This is a genomic window from Streptomyces sp. RB17, from assembly GCF_009604455.1.
In the GTDB taxonomy this organism is placed as follows: Bacteria; Actinomycetota; Actinomycetes; order Streptomycetales; family Streptomycetaceae; genus Streptomyces.
In genome coordinates this window covers 57,434-72,096 of record NZ_WEGL01000008.1, presented here as the reverse complement: position 1 = coordinate 72,096, position 14,663 = coordinate 57,434, and the positions used below count along the sequence as shown (strand labels likewise).

The 14,663-nt window shown below is 71.6% G+C and carries 12 protein-coding genes; 3 read left to right on the top strand and 9 right to left on the bottom strand.

Features of this window, described 5'->3' with window-relative positions; genetic code table 11:
• Positions 1-51: 51 nt before the first annotated feature.
• From hflX to miaA, 6 genes are all read right to left on the bottom strand, one after another.
• Positions 52-1,542 carry a GTPase HflX gene (gene hflX / locus SRB17_RS31750; RefSeq protein ID WP_153543634.1) on the bottom strand — a complete coding sequence of 497 codons (1,491 nt, stop codon included), beginning with the start codon at positions 1,540-1,542 and terminating at the stop codon, positions 52-54.
• 157 nt (positions 1,543-1,699) lie between these two features.
• Complete coding sequence (locus SRB17_RS31745; protein ID WP_153543633.1) at positions 1,700-3,283, bottom strand: M1 family metallopeptidase; 1,584 nt, start codon at positions 3,281-3,283, stop codon at positions 1,700-1,702.
• A gap of 139 nt (positions 3,284-3,422) precedes the next feature.
• On the bottom strand, positions 3,423-5,678 hold the full coding sequence (locus tag SRB17_RS31740; RefSeq protein ID WP_153543632.1) for a RelA/SpoT family protein: 2,256 nt from the start codon (positions 5,676-5,678) through the stop codon (positions 3,423-3,425).
• Positions 5,679-5,961: 283 nt separating this feature from the next.
• On the bottom strand, positions 5,962-6,837 hold the full coding sequence (dapF, locus tag SRB17_RS31735) for a diaminopimelate epimerase (protein WP_153543631.1): 876 nt from the start codon (positions 6,835-6,837) through the stop codon (positions 5,962-5,964).
• A gap of 113 nt (positions 6,838-6,950) precedes the next feature.
• A complete protein-coding gene (locus tag SRB17_RS46780; RefSeq protein WP_228396414.1) occupies positions 6,951-7,418 on the bottom strand; it encodes a hypothetical protein in 468 nt (155 codons plus the stop codon).
• 512 nt (positions 7,419-7,930) lie between these two features.
• Positions 7,931-8,869 carry a tRNA (adenosine(37)-N6)-dimethylallyltransferase MiaA gene (gene miaA / locus SRB17_RS31725; protein WP_323376528.1) on the bottom strand — a complete coding sequence of 313 codons (939 nt, stop codon included), beginning with the start codon at positions 8,867-8,869 and terminating at the stop codon, positions 7,931-7,933.
• Between the two features lie 182 nt (positions 8,870-9,051).
• Between miaA and SRB17_RS31720 the strand changes: the two genes are divergently transcribed.
• Positions 9,052-9,342: a hypothetical protein gene (locus tag SRB17_RS31720; protein ID WP_153543630.1), complete on the top strand. Its 291-nt coding sequence runs from the start codon at positions 9,052-9,054 to the stop codon at positions 9,340-9,342.
• A 23-nt stretch (positions 9,343-9,365) separates the two neighbouring features.
• Complete coding sequence (locus SRB17_RS31715; RefSeq protein ID WP_153543629.1) at positions 9,366-9,650, top strand: antitoxin; 285 nt, start codon at positions 9,366-9,368, stop codon at positions 9,648-9,650.
• Positions 9,651-9,825: 175 nt separating this feature from the next.
• Here the strand turns inward: SRB17_RS31715 and SRB17_RS31710 are convergent, their stop codons facing one another.
• Genes SRB17_RS31710 through miaB form a run of 3 tightly spaced genes read right to left on the bottom strand, consistent with a single transcriptional unit; the run spans position 9,826 to position 12,412 of the window.
• Entirely contained in the window at positions 9,826-10,539 is a 714-nt protein-coding gene (locus tag SRB17_RS31710) for a class III extradiol dioxygenase subunit B-like domain-containing protein (RefSeq protein ID WP_153543628.1), read from the bottom strand.
• A gap of 38 nt (positions 10,540-10,577) precedes the next feature.
• Positions 10,578-10,847, bottom strand: coding sequence for a hypothetical protein (locus SRB17_RS31705; RefSeq protein WP_153543627.1), 270 nt, complete (start codon positions 10,845-10,847; stop codon positions 10,578-10,580).
• Between the two features lie 35 nt (positions 10,848-10,882).
• Positions 10,883-12,412 carry a tRNA (N6-isopentenyl adenosine(37)-C2)-methylthiotransferase MiaB gene (gene miaB, locus SRB17_RS31700; RefSeq protein ID WP_153543626.1) on the bottom strand — a complete coding sequence of 510 codons (1,530 nt, stop codon included), beginning with the start codon at positions 12,410-12,412 and terminating at the stop codon, positions 10,883-10,885.
• Between the two features lie 1,096 nt (positions 12,413-13,508).
• On the opposite strand from miaB, the gene SRB17_RS31695 reads away from it, so the two are divergent.
• Positions 13,509-14,057, top strand: coding sequence for a hypothetical protein (locus tag SRB17_RS31695; protein ID WP_153543625.1), 549 nt, complete (start codon positions 13,509-13,511; stop codon positions 14,055-14,057).
• Positions 14,058-14,663 lie beyond the last annotated feature (606 nt).

Below are 14,663 nucleotides of genomic sequence, written 5' to 3'. Positions count from 1 at the left end.
GAGAAAGGCCCGCTCCCTCGAAAGCGAGCGGGCCTTTCGTATGGCCTTGGATCAGGCTGCGGACACCGGCGCGTACGGTGCCAGGTCCGCCGCCAGTTCCTCGTGCACCCGGACCTTGAGCAGGGTGCCCTCCGCGGTGTGCTCCTCGGAGATCACCTCGCCCTCGGTGTGGGCACGGGCGACGAGCTTGCCGTGCGTGTACGGCACGAGCGCCTGGATCTCGACCGCCGGGCGCGGCAGCTCGTTGTCGATCAGGGCGAGCAGTTCCTCGATGCCCCGGCCGGTGCGGGCCGAGACGGCGATGGAGCGCTTCTCGACCCTGAGCAGCCGCTGGAGCACCAGCGGGTCGGCGGCGTCCGCCTTGTTGATCACGACGATCTCGGGCACGTCGGTGGCGCCGACGTCCCGGACCACCTCGCGCACGGCGGCGAGCTGCTCCTCGGGGGTCGGATGCGAGCCGTCCACCACGTGCAGGATCAGATCGGCGTCGCCGACCTCCTCCATGGTGGAGCGGAACGCCTCGACCAGGTGGTGCGGCAGATGGCGGACGAAGCCGACGGTGTCCGCCAGCGTGTACAGCCGGCCACTGGGGGTCTCCGCCCGGCGGACGGTCGGGTCCAGGGTCGCGAACAGGGCGTTCTCGACCAGCACCCCCGCGCCGGTGAGGCGGTTGAGCAGGGAGGACTTGCCTGCGTTGGTGTAGCCCGCGATGGCGACGGACGGCACCTTGTTGCGCCGGCGCTCCTGGCGCTTGATCTCGCGGCCGGTCTTCATGGCCGCGATCTCCCGGCGCATCTTCGCCATCTTCTCGCGGATCCGTCGCCGGTCCGTCTCGATCTTGGTCTCACCGGGGCCACGCGTGGCGAGGCCGCCGCTGCCGCCACCCATCTGCCGGGACAGCGACTGACCCCAGCCGCGGAGCCTCGGCAACATGTACTGCATCTGCGCGAGCGCGACCTGCGCCTTGCCCTCCCGGGACTTGGCGTGCTGGGCGAAGATGTCCAGGATCAGGGCCGTACGGTCGATGACCTTGACCTTGACGACGTCCTCCAGCTGGATCAGCTGGCCCGGGCTCAGCTCACCGTCGCAGATGACCGTGTCGGCGCCCGTTTCGAGGACGATGTCGCGCAGCTCCTGGGCCTTGCCGGAGCCGATGTAGGTGGCCGCGTCGGGCTTGTCGCGGCGCTGGATCACGCCGTCGAGCACCATCGCGCCCGCCGTCTCGGCGAGGGCAGCCAGCTCCGCGAGGGAGTTGTCGGCGTCCTGCGCGGTGCCGGTGGTCCACACACCGACGAGCACGACCCGCTCCAGGCGGAGCTGTCGGTACTCGACCTCGGTGACGTCCTCCAGCTCGGTGGACAGTCCGGCCACACGGCGCAGGGCCGCGCGCTCGGAGCGGTCGAACTGGTCGCCGTCCCGCTCGCCGTCGATCTCGTGGCTCCAGGCGACGTCCTCTTCCATCAGGGCATCGGCCCGAAGACCCTCGGAGTGGGCGTACGCGAGGCGCTTGGGGTCCTGGGAAGGGGAAGAAGAGGAGGTCATTGGATCCTTACGTCGATGGGATGCCGTTACGGCTTCGGTGGGGCGGCCCTGCTGGACCGCGCCTTGTCGTCAACGTACGAGTACCCCGGGAGATTCCCGGGCCCGTCTCGCGCCGACCCGACGATGGTCGCACGAGGCGGCCCGTCTCGTCACCGTGTTATCGCGCGCTCCGCGGTGCCTCGGGCCCGGCGGACGCGGCCGGCGCCTGCTGCTTCCAGTCCGGATGGCCGGGCATCGGCGGGGTCTTCTCGCCGTAGAGCCAGCTCTTGAGGAAGCCACTCAGGTCACGGCCCGCGACGGCCGAGGCCAGCTGGATGAAGTCGGCGGTGGAGGCGGTGGAGTCCCGGTGCTGACGGACCCAGCTCCGCTCCAGGCGTTCGAAGGCGGGCGTGCCGATCTCCTGCCGCAGGGCGTAGAGGACGAGCGCGGCGCCGTCGTAGATGTTGGGCCGGAAGAGGCTGATCTTCTCGCCGGGGGCGGGCGCCTTGGGCAGTGCGGGCGGCCCGTAGGCCTTCCGCCAGCGGTCGGAGGCGCCGTAGGCGGTCTTCATCCGGTCCGCCATGGGCCGGTGTGCGGTCTCCTCGGCGTACAGCGCCTCGTACCAGGTGGCGTGCCCCTCGTTCAGCCAGACGTCGGACCAGGTGCGGGGGCTGACGCTGTCGCCGAACCACTGGTGGGACAGCTCGTGCACCATGATCGATTCGATGTACCACTTGGGGTAGCCGGGCTCGGTGAACAGGTTCTTCTCGAAGAGGGAGAGGGTCTGTGTCTCCAGTTCGAACCCGGTGGAGGCCTGTGCCATGAGGAGGCCGTACGTCTCGAAGGGGAACTTCCCGACCTTGCTCTCCATCCAGGCGATCTGGCCGGGCGTCCTGGCGAGCCAGGGTTCGAGGGTCTTGGCGTCGGCGCCGGGCACGACGTCGCGCACCGGCAGCCCGTGCGGTCCCTCGCGGTGCAGCACGGCGGAACGGCCGATGGACACCTGGGCGAGTTCGGTGGCCATGGGGTGCTGGGTGCGGTAGGTCCAGGTGGTGGTACGGCCGGCCCGGTCCGCTCCGGCGGGCAGTCCGTTGGCCACGGCCGTGTAGCCGTTCGGGGCGGTGATGTGGAAGGTGAACATCGCCTTGTCGGACGGGTGGTCGTTGCAGGGGAAGACCAGGTGGGCGGCGTCGGCCTGATTGGCCATGACGAGGCCGTCGGAGGTGCGCACCCAGCCGCCGTCCTGGTTCTTGGCGGAGACGGGATCGCTGGTGTGCCGCACGGTGATCCGGGTCCAGCTGCCCGCCGCGAGGCGGTGTTCCGGGGAGACGACCAGGTCCTCGCCGGCGCTGGTGAAGTCCGCGGGATGCCCGTCGACCTCGACGGACCGCACGGTGCCGTGCGCGAAGTCGAGGTTGATCCGGTCCAGGTCCGCGGTGGTCCGGGCGTCGATGGTGGTGACGGCCTGGAGCGGCTTGTCGTTGCTGCCGGGGTAGGTGAGGGACAGGTCGTACGACGCCACGTCGTAGCCGGGGTTGCCGAGGTCCGGGTAGAGCCGGTCGCCGACGCCGAGGGGCTGGGCCGGGGGCGCGGCGGCGAGGAGAGAGACGGCGACGGCGGAGGCGAGCAGGGCCGCCGCCCGGTGCCGGGCGACCCGGGGCTGGGTCCTGGGCCGGGTTCCGTACTGGGTCCTGGGCCGGGTCCGGGAGTCGGAGCAGGCGCGGAGGCCGACGCGAGGGTTCACGCGGGGGTTGAGCAGCATGCACCACCGCTACCAGTGCGTTCCCGCGCTCCGACGGCGACTCGCGCCCGGCCCACCCGATCGGGTTCGGTTCCGGGGGCCTTCTGATCCAAGCCTGGCAGTGTGCTCCCCTGGCTCCTGAGGGCACACCCCCGTGCCCTCAGGAGCCAGGGGCCTGGTGCTGGGCGCGGGCCACGTCGTACACGCCCGGGACGTCCCGCATGGCGCGCATCAGGGCCGGGAGGCCGGCCGCGTCGGGGAGCAGGAGGGTGTACGTGTGCCGTACCCGCTGTTGGCTGGGCGGTTCGACGGTCGCCGAGACGATGTCGGCGCCCGCCGAGGAGATCGCCTCGGTGAGGTCGGCGAGCAGATGGGGGCGGCCGAACGATTCAGCGACCAGGGTGACCCGGCACTCGCTGGTGTCCCCCCAGCGCACGCCGATCTCCACGCGCCCCCTGCCCTTCATGTGCACCACAGCGGAGCACTCCACGCGGTGCACCGTCACCGCTCCCCCGCGTACCGCGAAGCCGGTGATCTCGTCGGGCGGGACGGGCGTACAGCACCGGGCGAGCCGTACGGAGGCCCCCGGCCGGTCCGCGAGGACGTCGGCGCCGCGCGAGCGGGCCGCGGAGCCGCTCCGGGCGGGGGCCGCGTCCGCCCGGCGGGACGCGGCGGGGCTGGGGGCCGCATCGACGCACCGCTCGGGTGCGGTGCCCTCGGCGGTTTCGGCGCGGGGGCCGGTCATGTCCTCCGCACCGGTACCGCCGCCGGGGTGCGTCGCAAGCCAGCGCTGGATGGCGATGCGGGCGGCCGGGGTGTGGGCGTGCTCCAGCCACTCACGGGAGGGCTCGGAGGCCGGGTCCTGGCCCATGAGGAGCTGGACGGTGTCGCCGTCCTTCAGGACGGTGCTGAGGGTGGCCAGGCGGCCGTTGACGCGGGCGCCGATGCACGCGTGCGCGTCCTCGCCGTACTGGGCGTACGCGGCGTCCACGCAGGTGGCGCCCTCGGGCAGACCGAGCCTGCCGCCGTCGGGGCGGAAGACGGTGATCTCGCGGTCCTGGGCCAGGTCCTCGCGCAGGGTGGACCAGAAGGTGTCGGGGTCGGGGGCGGCCTGCTGCCAGTCGAGGAGCCGGGAGAGCCAGCCGGGACGGGTGGGGTCGGCACGCTCACCGTCGGCGGGCGCGTCGGAGGCGGAGGTGTCGGAGGCGGAGGTGTCGGAGGCGGGGGCGTACGGGTTGCCGAGGGCGACGACGCCGGCCTCGGCGACCTTGTGCATCTGGTGGGTGCGGATGAGGACTTCGACGACCTGGCCGTCGGGACTGGCGACGGCCGTGTGGAGCGACTGGTACAGGTTGAATTTCGGTACGGCGATGAAGTCCTTGAACTCCGAGACGACCGGCGTCATACAGGTGTGCAGTTCGCCGAGGACGCCGTAACAGTCGGCGTCCTCGTTCACCAGCACGAGCAGGCGGCCGAAGTCGGTGCCGCGCAGCTGACCGCGTTTGCGGGCCACGCGGTGGACGGAGACGAAGTGCCGTGGGCGGATGAGGACTTCGGCCTGGATGCCGGCCTCGCGCAGCACCCCCCGCATCTCCTCGGCGACCCCTGCGAGCGGGTCGTCGGGGCGGGCGGCGTTCTCGGCGATGAGTTCGCGTGTGTGCTCGTACTCCTCGGGGTGCAGGATGGCGAAGACGAGGTCCTCCATCTCGGTCTTCAGGGCCTGCACGCCGAGGCGTTCGGCGAGCGGGATGAGGACGTCGCGGGTGACCTTGGCGATGCGCGCCTGTTTCTCCGGGCGCATCACGCCGAGGGTGCGCATGTTGTGCAGGCGGTCGGCGAGTTTGATCGACATCACGCGCACGTCGCTGCCGGTGGCGACGAGCATCTTGCGGAAGGTCTCCGGTTCGGCGGCGGCTCCGTAGTCGACCTTCTCCAGTTTCGTGACACCGTCGACGAGATAACGAACCTCCTCGCCGAACTGTTCCCGCACCTGCTCGAGCGTCACATCGGTGTCCTCGACGGTGTCGTGGAGCAGGGAGGCCGTCAAGGTCGTGGTCTCGGCGCCGAGTTCGGCGAGGATCAGGGTCACGGCGAGCGGGTGGGTGATGTACGGTTCGCCGCTCTTGCGCATCTGGCCCCGGTGCGAGGACTCCGCGAGGACGTAGGCGCGGCGCAGCGGGTCGAGGTCCGCGTCGGGGTGATGGGCGCGGTGCGCCTCCACGACATGGCTGATGGCGTCGGGCAGTTTGCCGCGGACGGCGGGGCCGAGCAGCGCGGCCCGGCCGAGCCTGCGCAGGTCGATCCGGGGCCGGGACTTCCTGCGGTCCGCCCGGGGCACCGCGGGGGCGGTGGCCGCCGCGGACGCGGTGGGCGCTACCGGGCCAGGGGTCGCAGGGTTCGTGGCCTCCGCACTCATGGGCACCTCCGGCTCGTGACCGGCGGACGGGGGCCCCAGGGCGTACGCGGCTCAGGGATGGCGACGTTCCCCCGTCCGTGCCGGTGCTTGATGCTACCGAGCCCACCACGCACGACCGACCGCCTCTCGCCCAGCGTGAAACGGATCACCCATTCGAGCGATGACACGGAGGTTTAGGGTTTGCGCCAACCGCCTTGACCTCGACCGGAATTTCGAGCACCCCGGCGCACCGGAAACCGCTGATCGGGGCGCCGCGGGGCGTTCTCCCCGTGGTGACGCCGAGTCAGCGCAGGGCGTTTTCCAGCCATTCGCCGTCGATCTCGCCCTCGGCGACGATCACGGCGGGTCCGGTCATCTCGATCTCGCCGTCGGGCCGCTCGGTGATGACCAGACGGCCGCCGGGCAGGTCGACGACGTACGTGGCCGGGGTTCCGGTGACGGCCGGGTCGGCGCCGTCACGCCGGGCGGCGGCCACCGCGACGGCGCACGCGCCCGTGCCGCACGAGCGGGTCTCGCCGGAACCGCGCTCGTGCACGCGCATGGCGACATGGCGGGGAGCCCGGTCGACGACGAACTCGACGTTGACCCCATCGGGGTAGGCCGCGGCCGGGCTGAACGGCGGCGGGTCGTACAGGTTGCCGGCCTGCGCGAGGTCGTCGACGAAGGCGACCGCGTGCGGGTTCCCCATGTTCACGTTCCGCGCGGGCCAGCTGTGCTCGCCGACGCTCACCGTGACCTCGCCCTCCGGCAGGCGGGCGCGGCCCATGCCGACGGTGATGTCACCGTCCTTCGCGAGGTGGACGGTCTTCACGCCCGCGCGCGTGGCGATCGCCAGGTCACCCTCGCCCACATGTCCGGCGTGCTGGAGGTAGCGCGCGAACACACGGATTCCGTTGCCGCACATCTCGGCGACCGAGCCGTCGCCGTTGCGGTAGTCCATGAACCACTCGGCCTCGGACGCCATCGCCCGGGCCTCGGGGTGCGCGGCGGAGCGTACGACGTGCAGCACCCCGTCACCGCCGATACCGGCCCGGCGGTCGCACAGGGCGGCGACGGCGGCCGGGCTCAGGTCGAGGGCGCTCTCCGGGTCCGGGACGATCACGAAGTCGTTCTCGGTGCCGTGACCCTTGAGGAAGGGGATTCGCGTGCGCGTGCTCATTCCTCGATCGTACGGGGTCGCTCCGCTGGGTTCGGCCGACGGGAGGTGGGCGTGCGGGGCTGCGGGCCGGCGGGGGGTGCTCGCGCAGTTCCCCGCGCCCCTTGGGGGGCGCTTCAGCGCAGCCTTGCCACGCGCCAGACCGCGAGGACCACGACCACGGCCACCAGAAGCACGTATCCGAGTACGACCCGCCAGTCCGGGCGGCGGCCCGAGCCGCGTGCCGGGAGGCCGGGCCAGGTGTAGCCCACGCGGCGGGCGGCCATCATGCCCCAGCCGGCGGCGCAGGAGCAGATCAGCAGGCCGAGCATGGCGATGACGGCGCCGCTGTCGCCGAAGTCGAAGGCGAGCGGGAAGGCGAACATCAGGGAACCGACGGCGGACAGTCCCACGATGGGGGCGAGCTGCCAGAGGCGGAGCCTGCGCTGCGGGCGCAGCTCGACCTCGACCTCCGGACCGCCCGGGTACATCTCCTCGGGCTCCGGGCCGTCGTCGGTCACGCCGTCCGGCGTCTCGTCGGGACCGTCGTCGGTCAGCCGGTCTTCGGCGAGGGGGTCCTCGGTGAGCCGCTCCTCGACGGGCAGGCCTTCGGCGAGACGGCCGGCGGTGACCGGGCCCGCGCCGAGTCGATCTTCGGCAAGCCGGTCGTCGCTGAGCCGGTCCGCACCGAGCCGGTGGTCGGGGAGCCGGTCGTCGGTAAGGCGGTGGTCCGGGAGCCGGTCCGCACCGAGCCGGTCGTCGGTGAGGTGGTCGTCGGTGCGGTGGTCCGCCGTCAGCCGTCCCTCGGACTTTGCCGGCCGGTCCCCGGTGTGTCGGCCCTCGGGCAGCCGGTGGTCGGCCAGGCCGTCTCCGTTCGGACGCTCTTCGGTCAGAGGGTCCTCGCCCAGGCAGTCGTCGGTCAGACGGCCGCCGCCGCCCGGCTCCGGTTCGTCACCGGCTGTGGTGACGTGCTCGGCACTTTGTGCGGTGTCGCGAGGGCCGGCCTCCATCGCCACGCGCCCTCCCAACTAGGCTCCACTTGGTCGATCGAAGCTCGATGATGGCACGGCGCCGAAGGCCGCGATGACCGGCGGCGCATCCCGATGCCATGACGTGATCAGGCTGTAACCGGTCGTTCGACCAACGCCAGGGCCTGGTGCGGAAGTTCCCCGCGGTCGGCCACGGCCCCACTCAACCAGTGCACGCGGGGATCGCGCCTGAACCACGAATCCTGACGGCGCGCGAAGCGCTTGGTCGCGCGCACGGTCTCGGCCCGCGCTTCCGCTTCCGTGCACTCGCCGGCGAGTGCCGCGAGCACCTGCTGGTAACCCAGCGCACGCGCCGCCGTGCGCCCCTCGCGCAACCCCTCCGCCTCCAGTGCGCGCACCTCGTCCACGAGGCCGGCGTCCCACATCCGGTCGACACGGCGCGCGATGCGCTCGTCCAGTTCGGGTCGAGCCACGTCGACGCCGATCTGGACGGTGTCGTACACGGAGTCGTGGCCCGGCAGGTTCGCGGTGAAGGGCCGACCGGTGATCTCGATCACTTCCAGCGCCCGGACGATACGGCGGCCGTTGCTGGGCAGGATCGCGCGGGCGGCCTCCGGGTCGGCGGCGGCCAGCCGGGCGTGCAGCGCGCCCGAGCCGCGCAGTGCCAGCTCCTCCTCCAGGCGGGCGCGCACCTCGGGGTCGGTGCCGGGGAACTCCAGGTTGTCGACGGCCCCGCGGACGTACAGGCCGGAACCGCCGACCAGGATCGGCCAGCGGCCCTCGGCGAGCAGTGCCTCGATCCGGGCGCGGGCCAGCTTCTGGTACTCGGCGACGGAGGCGGTGACCGTCACGTCCCAGATGTCCAGCAGGTGGTGCGGGACGCCGCCGCGCTCCTCGGGCGTCAGCTTGGCGGTGCCGATGTCCATCCCTCGGTACAGCTGCATGGAGTCCGCGTTGACGACCTCCCCACCGAGCTGCTGGGCCAGGAATACGCCGAGATCGGACTTTCCGGCCGCGGTGGGTCCGACGACGGCGATGACGCGGGGGGAGGAGGGTGCACTGCTCACCGCACCAGTCTCGCAAACCTCCCGGCGGCGCCTCGAACGAGTTACGTGACCGGCGGGATCCCGGGTCGTTGCCCGTGGCGGATACCGCCATCCGGATCAACGGAGGCGGTGACCCGGGCGGCGCAACCGTACGCACCGGGTAACGCGGGAATTCGCCCGCACGAGTACCGTATGGAGTGGATATGGGCGTTTTTGCACGACTCCTCGGCAGGTCGAAGGCGACTCCGGAGGCGTCGGCCGCCGAGGCGCAGACCGTCGCGGAGCCGGGAGCCGAGGCGGAGGAGGCCGGGTCGGCGGAGGCGAAGGCGGCCGGGTCGACGGAGGCGACGGGAACGGCCGGGGACGGGAGCGAGGACGGGGCGACACGGCCGGACGCCGCCGCGGACGACGCGTCCGAGGGCTCCGGCATCCCCAAGCAGCAGTCCGCCGAGGAGGCCGCCGACAACGAGGCCGGTGAGGGCGCCCACAGGTAACGGCCCGCGAGGGAAGGTGGACCATGGGTCTGTTGGACAACATGAAGGCCAAGCTCGGCCCGGCCAGGGACAAGGTGTCGGACCTCGCGCGACAGCACGGGGGCAAGGTCCAGCACGGTATCGACAAGGCCGCGAAGGTCGTGGACGACCGGACCAAGCACAAGTACAGCGACAAGATCCACGCGGGCACCGGCAAGGCCAAGGACGCGGTCGACCGACTCGCGCACAAGGAAGGTCACGGCCCGGAGAGGGCCGGCGGCGCTCCGATGCCTCCCAGCCCGCCGGAGGGCCCGCCACCGACTTCCTGAACCCTCTGAACGGCATGCCGGCCTCCTGAACGGAGGGCGGCCGCACGGCCTGCGGCTCGCCTGAACGGCAGGCCGCCGCGCAGGTATGCGGATCGGCGGACGGCCGTGGAGCACAACGGCTCCCGGCCGTCCGCCGTTTCCGCGTGGGCTCGCATGGGCCGGAGTCCCCGCCGCGCTAGGACCAGGTGGCCACGACGTACCCCACCCCGTACGGCGCGTCCTCGTAGAGCAGTGCGCCGCTGAGGTTCGCGCCCTCGGCGGCGCCAGCCAGGACCTGCCAGGGGGCCCGGCCGGAGGCCTTCAGTTCGTACGCCAGCTCGGCGTCCAGCGCCTGGACGGCCGCCACGTCCGCCGCGCCCAGCGCCCGCGCGACCTCCGCGTCGAAGGGGGCCGCCCGCTCATCCAGGTAACCCGGCGCCTTGACCGTGCGGCACGCGCTGGCGTCGCCCATCACCAGCAGCGCCACCCGCCCGGCCCGGGCGCCGATCTCCCTTCCGGCGTCGGCACACCGCTCGGGCGTGAGCGGCTCGCCCACGCCGAGTCCCTCGATCGGGGCATCCGCCCAGCCGGTCCGCTCCAGCAGCCAGGCGCCGACGGCCAGCGACGACGGCAGCTCACGCTCGGAGCGGGTGTCCCCGGCAGGACCCAGGCGTACCTCCACGTCGACCCCGAACCCGCGGAAGGACCCCGGAGCGCCCTGCGGAAAGGATCCGCGCCCGCTCTGCTCGGCGGGTCCGACGACCACCAGGAGGTCCGGGCGGGCGGCGGCCAGCACCCCGAGCGCGTCGGTGCAGGCAGAGCGCGCGGCGTCCATCTCGGGAGCGGCGCCCGCGGCCACCTCGGGCACGAGCAGCGGAGGGCAGGGACAGACTGCGGCGGCGACAAGCATGATCGGCAGGTTACGCCGTACGACGGTCGCCGACCGAGTCAGTCCTCGATGAACACGTCGGTCAGGTCGATCACCCTGAGCCCGAGGACGACGAGCTTGCCGTCGCTCACCACGTACTCGACGACGAGGTTGCGCGAGAGGGTGATCTCACGCGTGGCGTCGCCGCCGCGCACGGGGTGGGAGAGCTTGTGCCGCGGGTCGTTCACCGGTACGGCCAGGCCGCGCTCCAGCACGTCACGCCGGTCGGCGGGCAGGCTGTCGCGCACGTGGGCGGTCTCTTCGGTGAACGCGGCCCGGTACGGCACCATGGGCGCTCCATTCCGCCCGTGTCGTGGCAGGCCCCTCAGTCGCAGCCGCAGCCGCTTCCCGTGGCGACCGGCAGCGGTTCCGGCGCCCCGATCTTCGGCAGGCCAAGCATGACGCCCGTCGGCTTGGCGGCCTCGGCGGCGTTGCGCTTCTCCCAGGCGTCCCCCGCGCGCGTGCGGCGCACGGAGAGGACGGGGCCCTCGGCGAGGAGGTGGTGCGGGGCGGCGTACGTCACCTCGACCGTGACCACGTCACCGGGGCGGACCTCCTGCTCCGGCTTGGTGAAGTGGACCAGGCGGTTGTCGGGGGCGCGGCCGGAGAGCCGGTGCGTGGCGCCGTCCTTGCGGCCCTCGCCCTCGGCGACCATCAGCTCCAGGGTGCGGCCGACCTGCTTCTTGTTCTCCTCCCAGGAGATCTCCTCCTGAAGGGCGACCAGCCGCTCGTAGCGGGCCTGGACGACCTCCTTGGGGATCTGGTTCTCCATGGTCGCGGCCGGGGTGCCCGGACGCTTGGAGTACTGGAAGGTGAAGGCCTGCGCGAACCGCGCCTCGCGGACCACGTGCAGGGTCTGCTCGAAGTCGTCCTCGGTCTCGCCGGGGAAGCCCACGATGATGTCGGTGGTGATCGCGGCGTGCGGGATGGCGGCCCGCACCTTCTCGATGATCCCGAGGTAACGCTCCTGCCGGTAGGAGCGGCGCATCGCCTTCAGCACGGTGTCCGAGCCGGACTGCAGCGGCATGTGCAGCTGCGGCATCACGTTCGGGGTCTCGGCCATGGCGGCGATGACGTCGTCGGTGAAGTCACGGGGGTGCGGGGAGGTGAAGCGGACCCGCTCCAGGCCCTCGATGTTCCCGCAGGCGCGCAGCAGCTTGCTGAAGGCCTCGCGGTCGCCGATGTCGGAGCCGTAGGCGTTGACGTTCTGCCCGAGCAGCGTGATCTCGGAGACGCCCTCGCCGACCAGCGCCTCCACCTCGGCGAGGATGTCGCCGGGCCTGCGGTCCTTCTCCTTGCCGCGCAGGGCCGGGACGATACAGAAGGTGCAGGTGTTGTTGCAGCCGACGGAGATCGACACCCAGGCCGCGTAGGCGCTCTCGCGCCGGGTCGGCAGGGTGGACGGGAAGGCCTCCAGCGACTCGGCGATCTCGACCTGCGCCTCCTCCTGCACGCGGGCGCGCTCCAGCAGGACCGGCAGCTTGCCGATGTTGTGCGTACCGAAGACGACGTCCACCCAGGGCGCCTTCTTCACGATGGTGTCGCGGTCCTTCTGCGCGAGGCAGCCGCCGACCGCGATCTGCATGCCGGGCCGCGAGACCTTCTTCGGCGCGAGCCGGCCGAGGTTGCCGTACAGCCGGTTGTCGGCGTTCTCCCGCACGGCGCAGGTGTTGAACACGACCACGTCCGCGTCCCCGTCCGAGCCCTCGGCAGCTCGCACGTACCCGGCATCCTCGAGCAGGCCGGCCAACCGCTCGGAATCATGGACGTTCATCTGGCACCCGTAGGTGCGCACTTCGTAGGTCCTGGGTGCTTGAACGTCCACTGCCGGGCTCCGGTCGCTGCTGCTGGTCATGCGTCAAGGGTAGGCGGTCGTGAACGGGGCCTGTCTCGGCCGCCGCCACTTCGCCGGCACACCAGGGGCGGCGGACGCCCCTACCCCCCCGATGTCCCAGCGGCACTCCCCCGATGTCTCAGCGGCGATCCGCCCGGCCCGGAGCGCCCTCCCCGTACGGGAGTCGAATCAGGCGCGGGCCGGAAGACTGGTGGATGAGCCAGTCGGCACCCGATTGCGCGTTTGTGAATCACTGGTTCGCGTCTGCGCGTGCGGCGCACGGGCGCTGCGTGGCTGCACCGCTGGAAGAACGCTGCAGCCGCGCGGGCGGTCCCGCGGGCTGCACGGACCCGCGGGCCAGGCAGGCGCCGCCGGGGAATCGGGCCCGCCGCCCCGCCCGTCCGTCCGTCCGTCCGTAAGGTCATCCTGCGGCCCACCGGGTTGCTGACCGCATGCGGCGCGCCAGCACCGGGTCGCCGGGTCGCCGGGTCGCCGGGTCGCCGAACAGCGCATACACGCTCACCTTCGAAGACGAGGCATCACGACGGACACCACCGCGAGGATCACCCTGGTCACGCGGTGCCCACCATCACCGCCCGGCCGCTCCGTCAGGCGGGCCGCTTCGCCCCGCGCTCGCAGGCAGCGGCACAGTTGTGATCACTCTCGGCCTGCGGCCCCTTCTGCCCCTGCTTGCTCAGAATCGCAGGACGAGACCTGAGGACGCGCGACTCGGCGGGCCCGGGCACCGTCCGTCGACCGGGCGCGCGGCACATCCCTTGCCGGACAGCAGAGGTGTGAATTCTCGCCATGGTTTGCGCGTGCCCTGCAGACTCCGTTTCTGCGGCAGATCGTATGCAGCACATTGTTTTCGCTGGTTCCGCTTACTTGGCGGCAGCATCACCTTCCCGCCATATCGAGTCGTATGCCCCTGTGACTGCTGCTGGCGGTGCGCTTAAAGTGACGACCCTGCTCCCGGTCGGTTGGGGAACTGCCTGCCCGAATCGTCCGGGCGGGACGGGGGCGGACGACCAAGACACGCTCAGCGCAACGGGGACCACACAGGCGCGTGCCGCCACGGACCGGTCTCCTTGTGCCTTCAACACGGGGGAACTTCGCCATGCGTAAATGGCTGCCTGCCCTTGCCCTGTCCGCAGCTTTCGTCTCTTCGGTTCTGGCGGCTCCGCAGGCCCTGGCGCAGGACTCGAGGCCGGTGTCCGAGAAGGTGCCCGGCACCAGCGTCGAGTTTTCACCGAGCGCGGCGCGCGATGCGCAGACGCGTGCCCTCGCGGCGGCCGATCCCGCAGCGGTACGAGCCGGCGGCTTGCTGTGCGGGAGCGGATACAAGCTGGCTTCCGTAGAACCGCTTCCGGACTCACGCCGGTTCGGGACCCTGTTCACGTACATCAAGGAAGTCACAGCACCGGCGATGTCGGGGGCATGCGCCGTGTTCGACAACAACCTCGGCGCCAAGAAGCACATGAAGCTGAAGCTGTGCTGGACGACGTGCAAGACCGATGAGGGCTCATTCTCCGACTACGCGGGCCCGGTCAAGTACGAGAGCAACGCTGATACGTTCCAACCCCGCTGTGCCATGGTGACCGCCCTGATGTGGGAGGGCAGCGTCGCGATCATCAACCGGGAACGCCACGTCGACGCCTGCGACTGACCATCTCCTGTCCCTCTCCATCTGCGAGGCAGATGTTCATGCCCGTGCGTACGCCGGTGTCCCGCCTGGGGTGACCATCACCCCGTCGCAGGCCGCGACCGATATCGCCAAAGGCAGCGAGCACTCCGGAACTTCGGTCGTTCGGCAAGGAGACGTGACCGTTTTCACGAGCTGACGGTGAGCGAATCCGGTCACACGCCTCCCGCGCATCCGCACATCACCATCGAGAGCGACGAGCGGAACGAATACAAGGCCTGGAGAACCCCGCCCTCGGCTCTCTTCCCGGCCACCATCCAGAACGGCCTCTCCACGCGAGCTGTTCGGTGGATCGGCCGGGGACGAGGCCTGCCGTCTCCTGACCGGCCCTGGCCCCAATGTCGGACGCACACGCTGATGCGCGCCTACGCCCATGGGCCTGCACCAACAGCGCCTGGCGCATGGACGCGTAGGTGGTCATTGCCGCCACGCTTCCAGGGCAAGCCGACGCGGCCGGAGAAATCCAGGTCCGTCGTCGGCGCCGTTGCCGTCTCCACCACCGGCCGACTCTCTTCGCACTCGCGCCCACGCTCGGCCGCCCACCCGCGGGGGTGGGCGGCCGAGCCCTGC

Coding starts and splice junctions, on each gene's coding strand:
- SRB17_RS31715 (WP_153543629.1), top strand. CDS start 9,366: ATGGGTCTGTTGGACAACATGAAGGCCAAGCTCGGCCCGGCCAGGGAC.
- SRB17_RS31720 (WP_153543630.1), top strand. CDS start 9,052: ATGGGCGTTTTTGCACGACTCCTCGGCAGGTCGAAGGCGACTCCGGAG.
- hflX (WP_153543634.1), bottom strand. CDS start 1,542: ATGACCTCCTCTTCTTCCCCTTCCCAGGACCCCAAGCGCCTCGCGTAC.
- SRB17_RS31695 (WP_153543625.1), top strand. CDS start 13,509: ATGCGTAAATGGCTGCCTGCCCTTGCCCTGTCCGCAGCTTTCGTCTCT.
- SRB17_RS31745 (WP_153543633.1), bottom strand. CDS start 3,283: ATGCTGCTCAACCCCCGCGTGAACCCTCGCGTCGGCCTCCGCGCCTGC.
- SRB17_RS31710 (WP_153543628.1), bottom strand. CDS start 10,539: ATGCTTGTCGCCGCCGCAGTCTGTCCCTGCCCTCCGCTGCTCGTGCCC.
- miaB (WP_153543626.1), bottom strand. CDS start 12,412: ATGACCAGCAGCAGCGACCGGAGCCCGGCAGTGGACGTTCAAGCACCC.
- SRB17_RS31740 (WP_153543632.1), bottom strand. CDS start 5,678: ATGAGTGCGGAGGCCACGAACCCTGCGACCCCTGGCCCGGTAGCGCCC.
- dapF (WP_153543631.1), bottom strand. CDS start 6,837: ATGAGCACGCGCACGCGAATCCCCTTCCTCAAGGGTCACGGCACCGAG.
- SRB17_RS31705 (WP_153543627.1), bottom strand. CDS start 10,847: ATGGTGCCGTACCGGGCCGCGTTCACCGAAGAGACCGCCCACGTGCGC.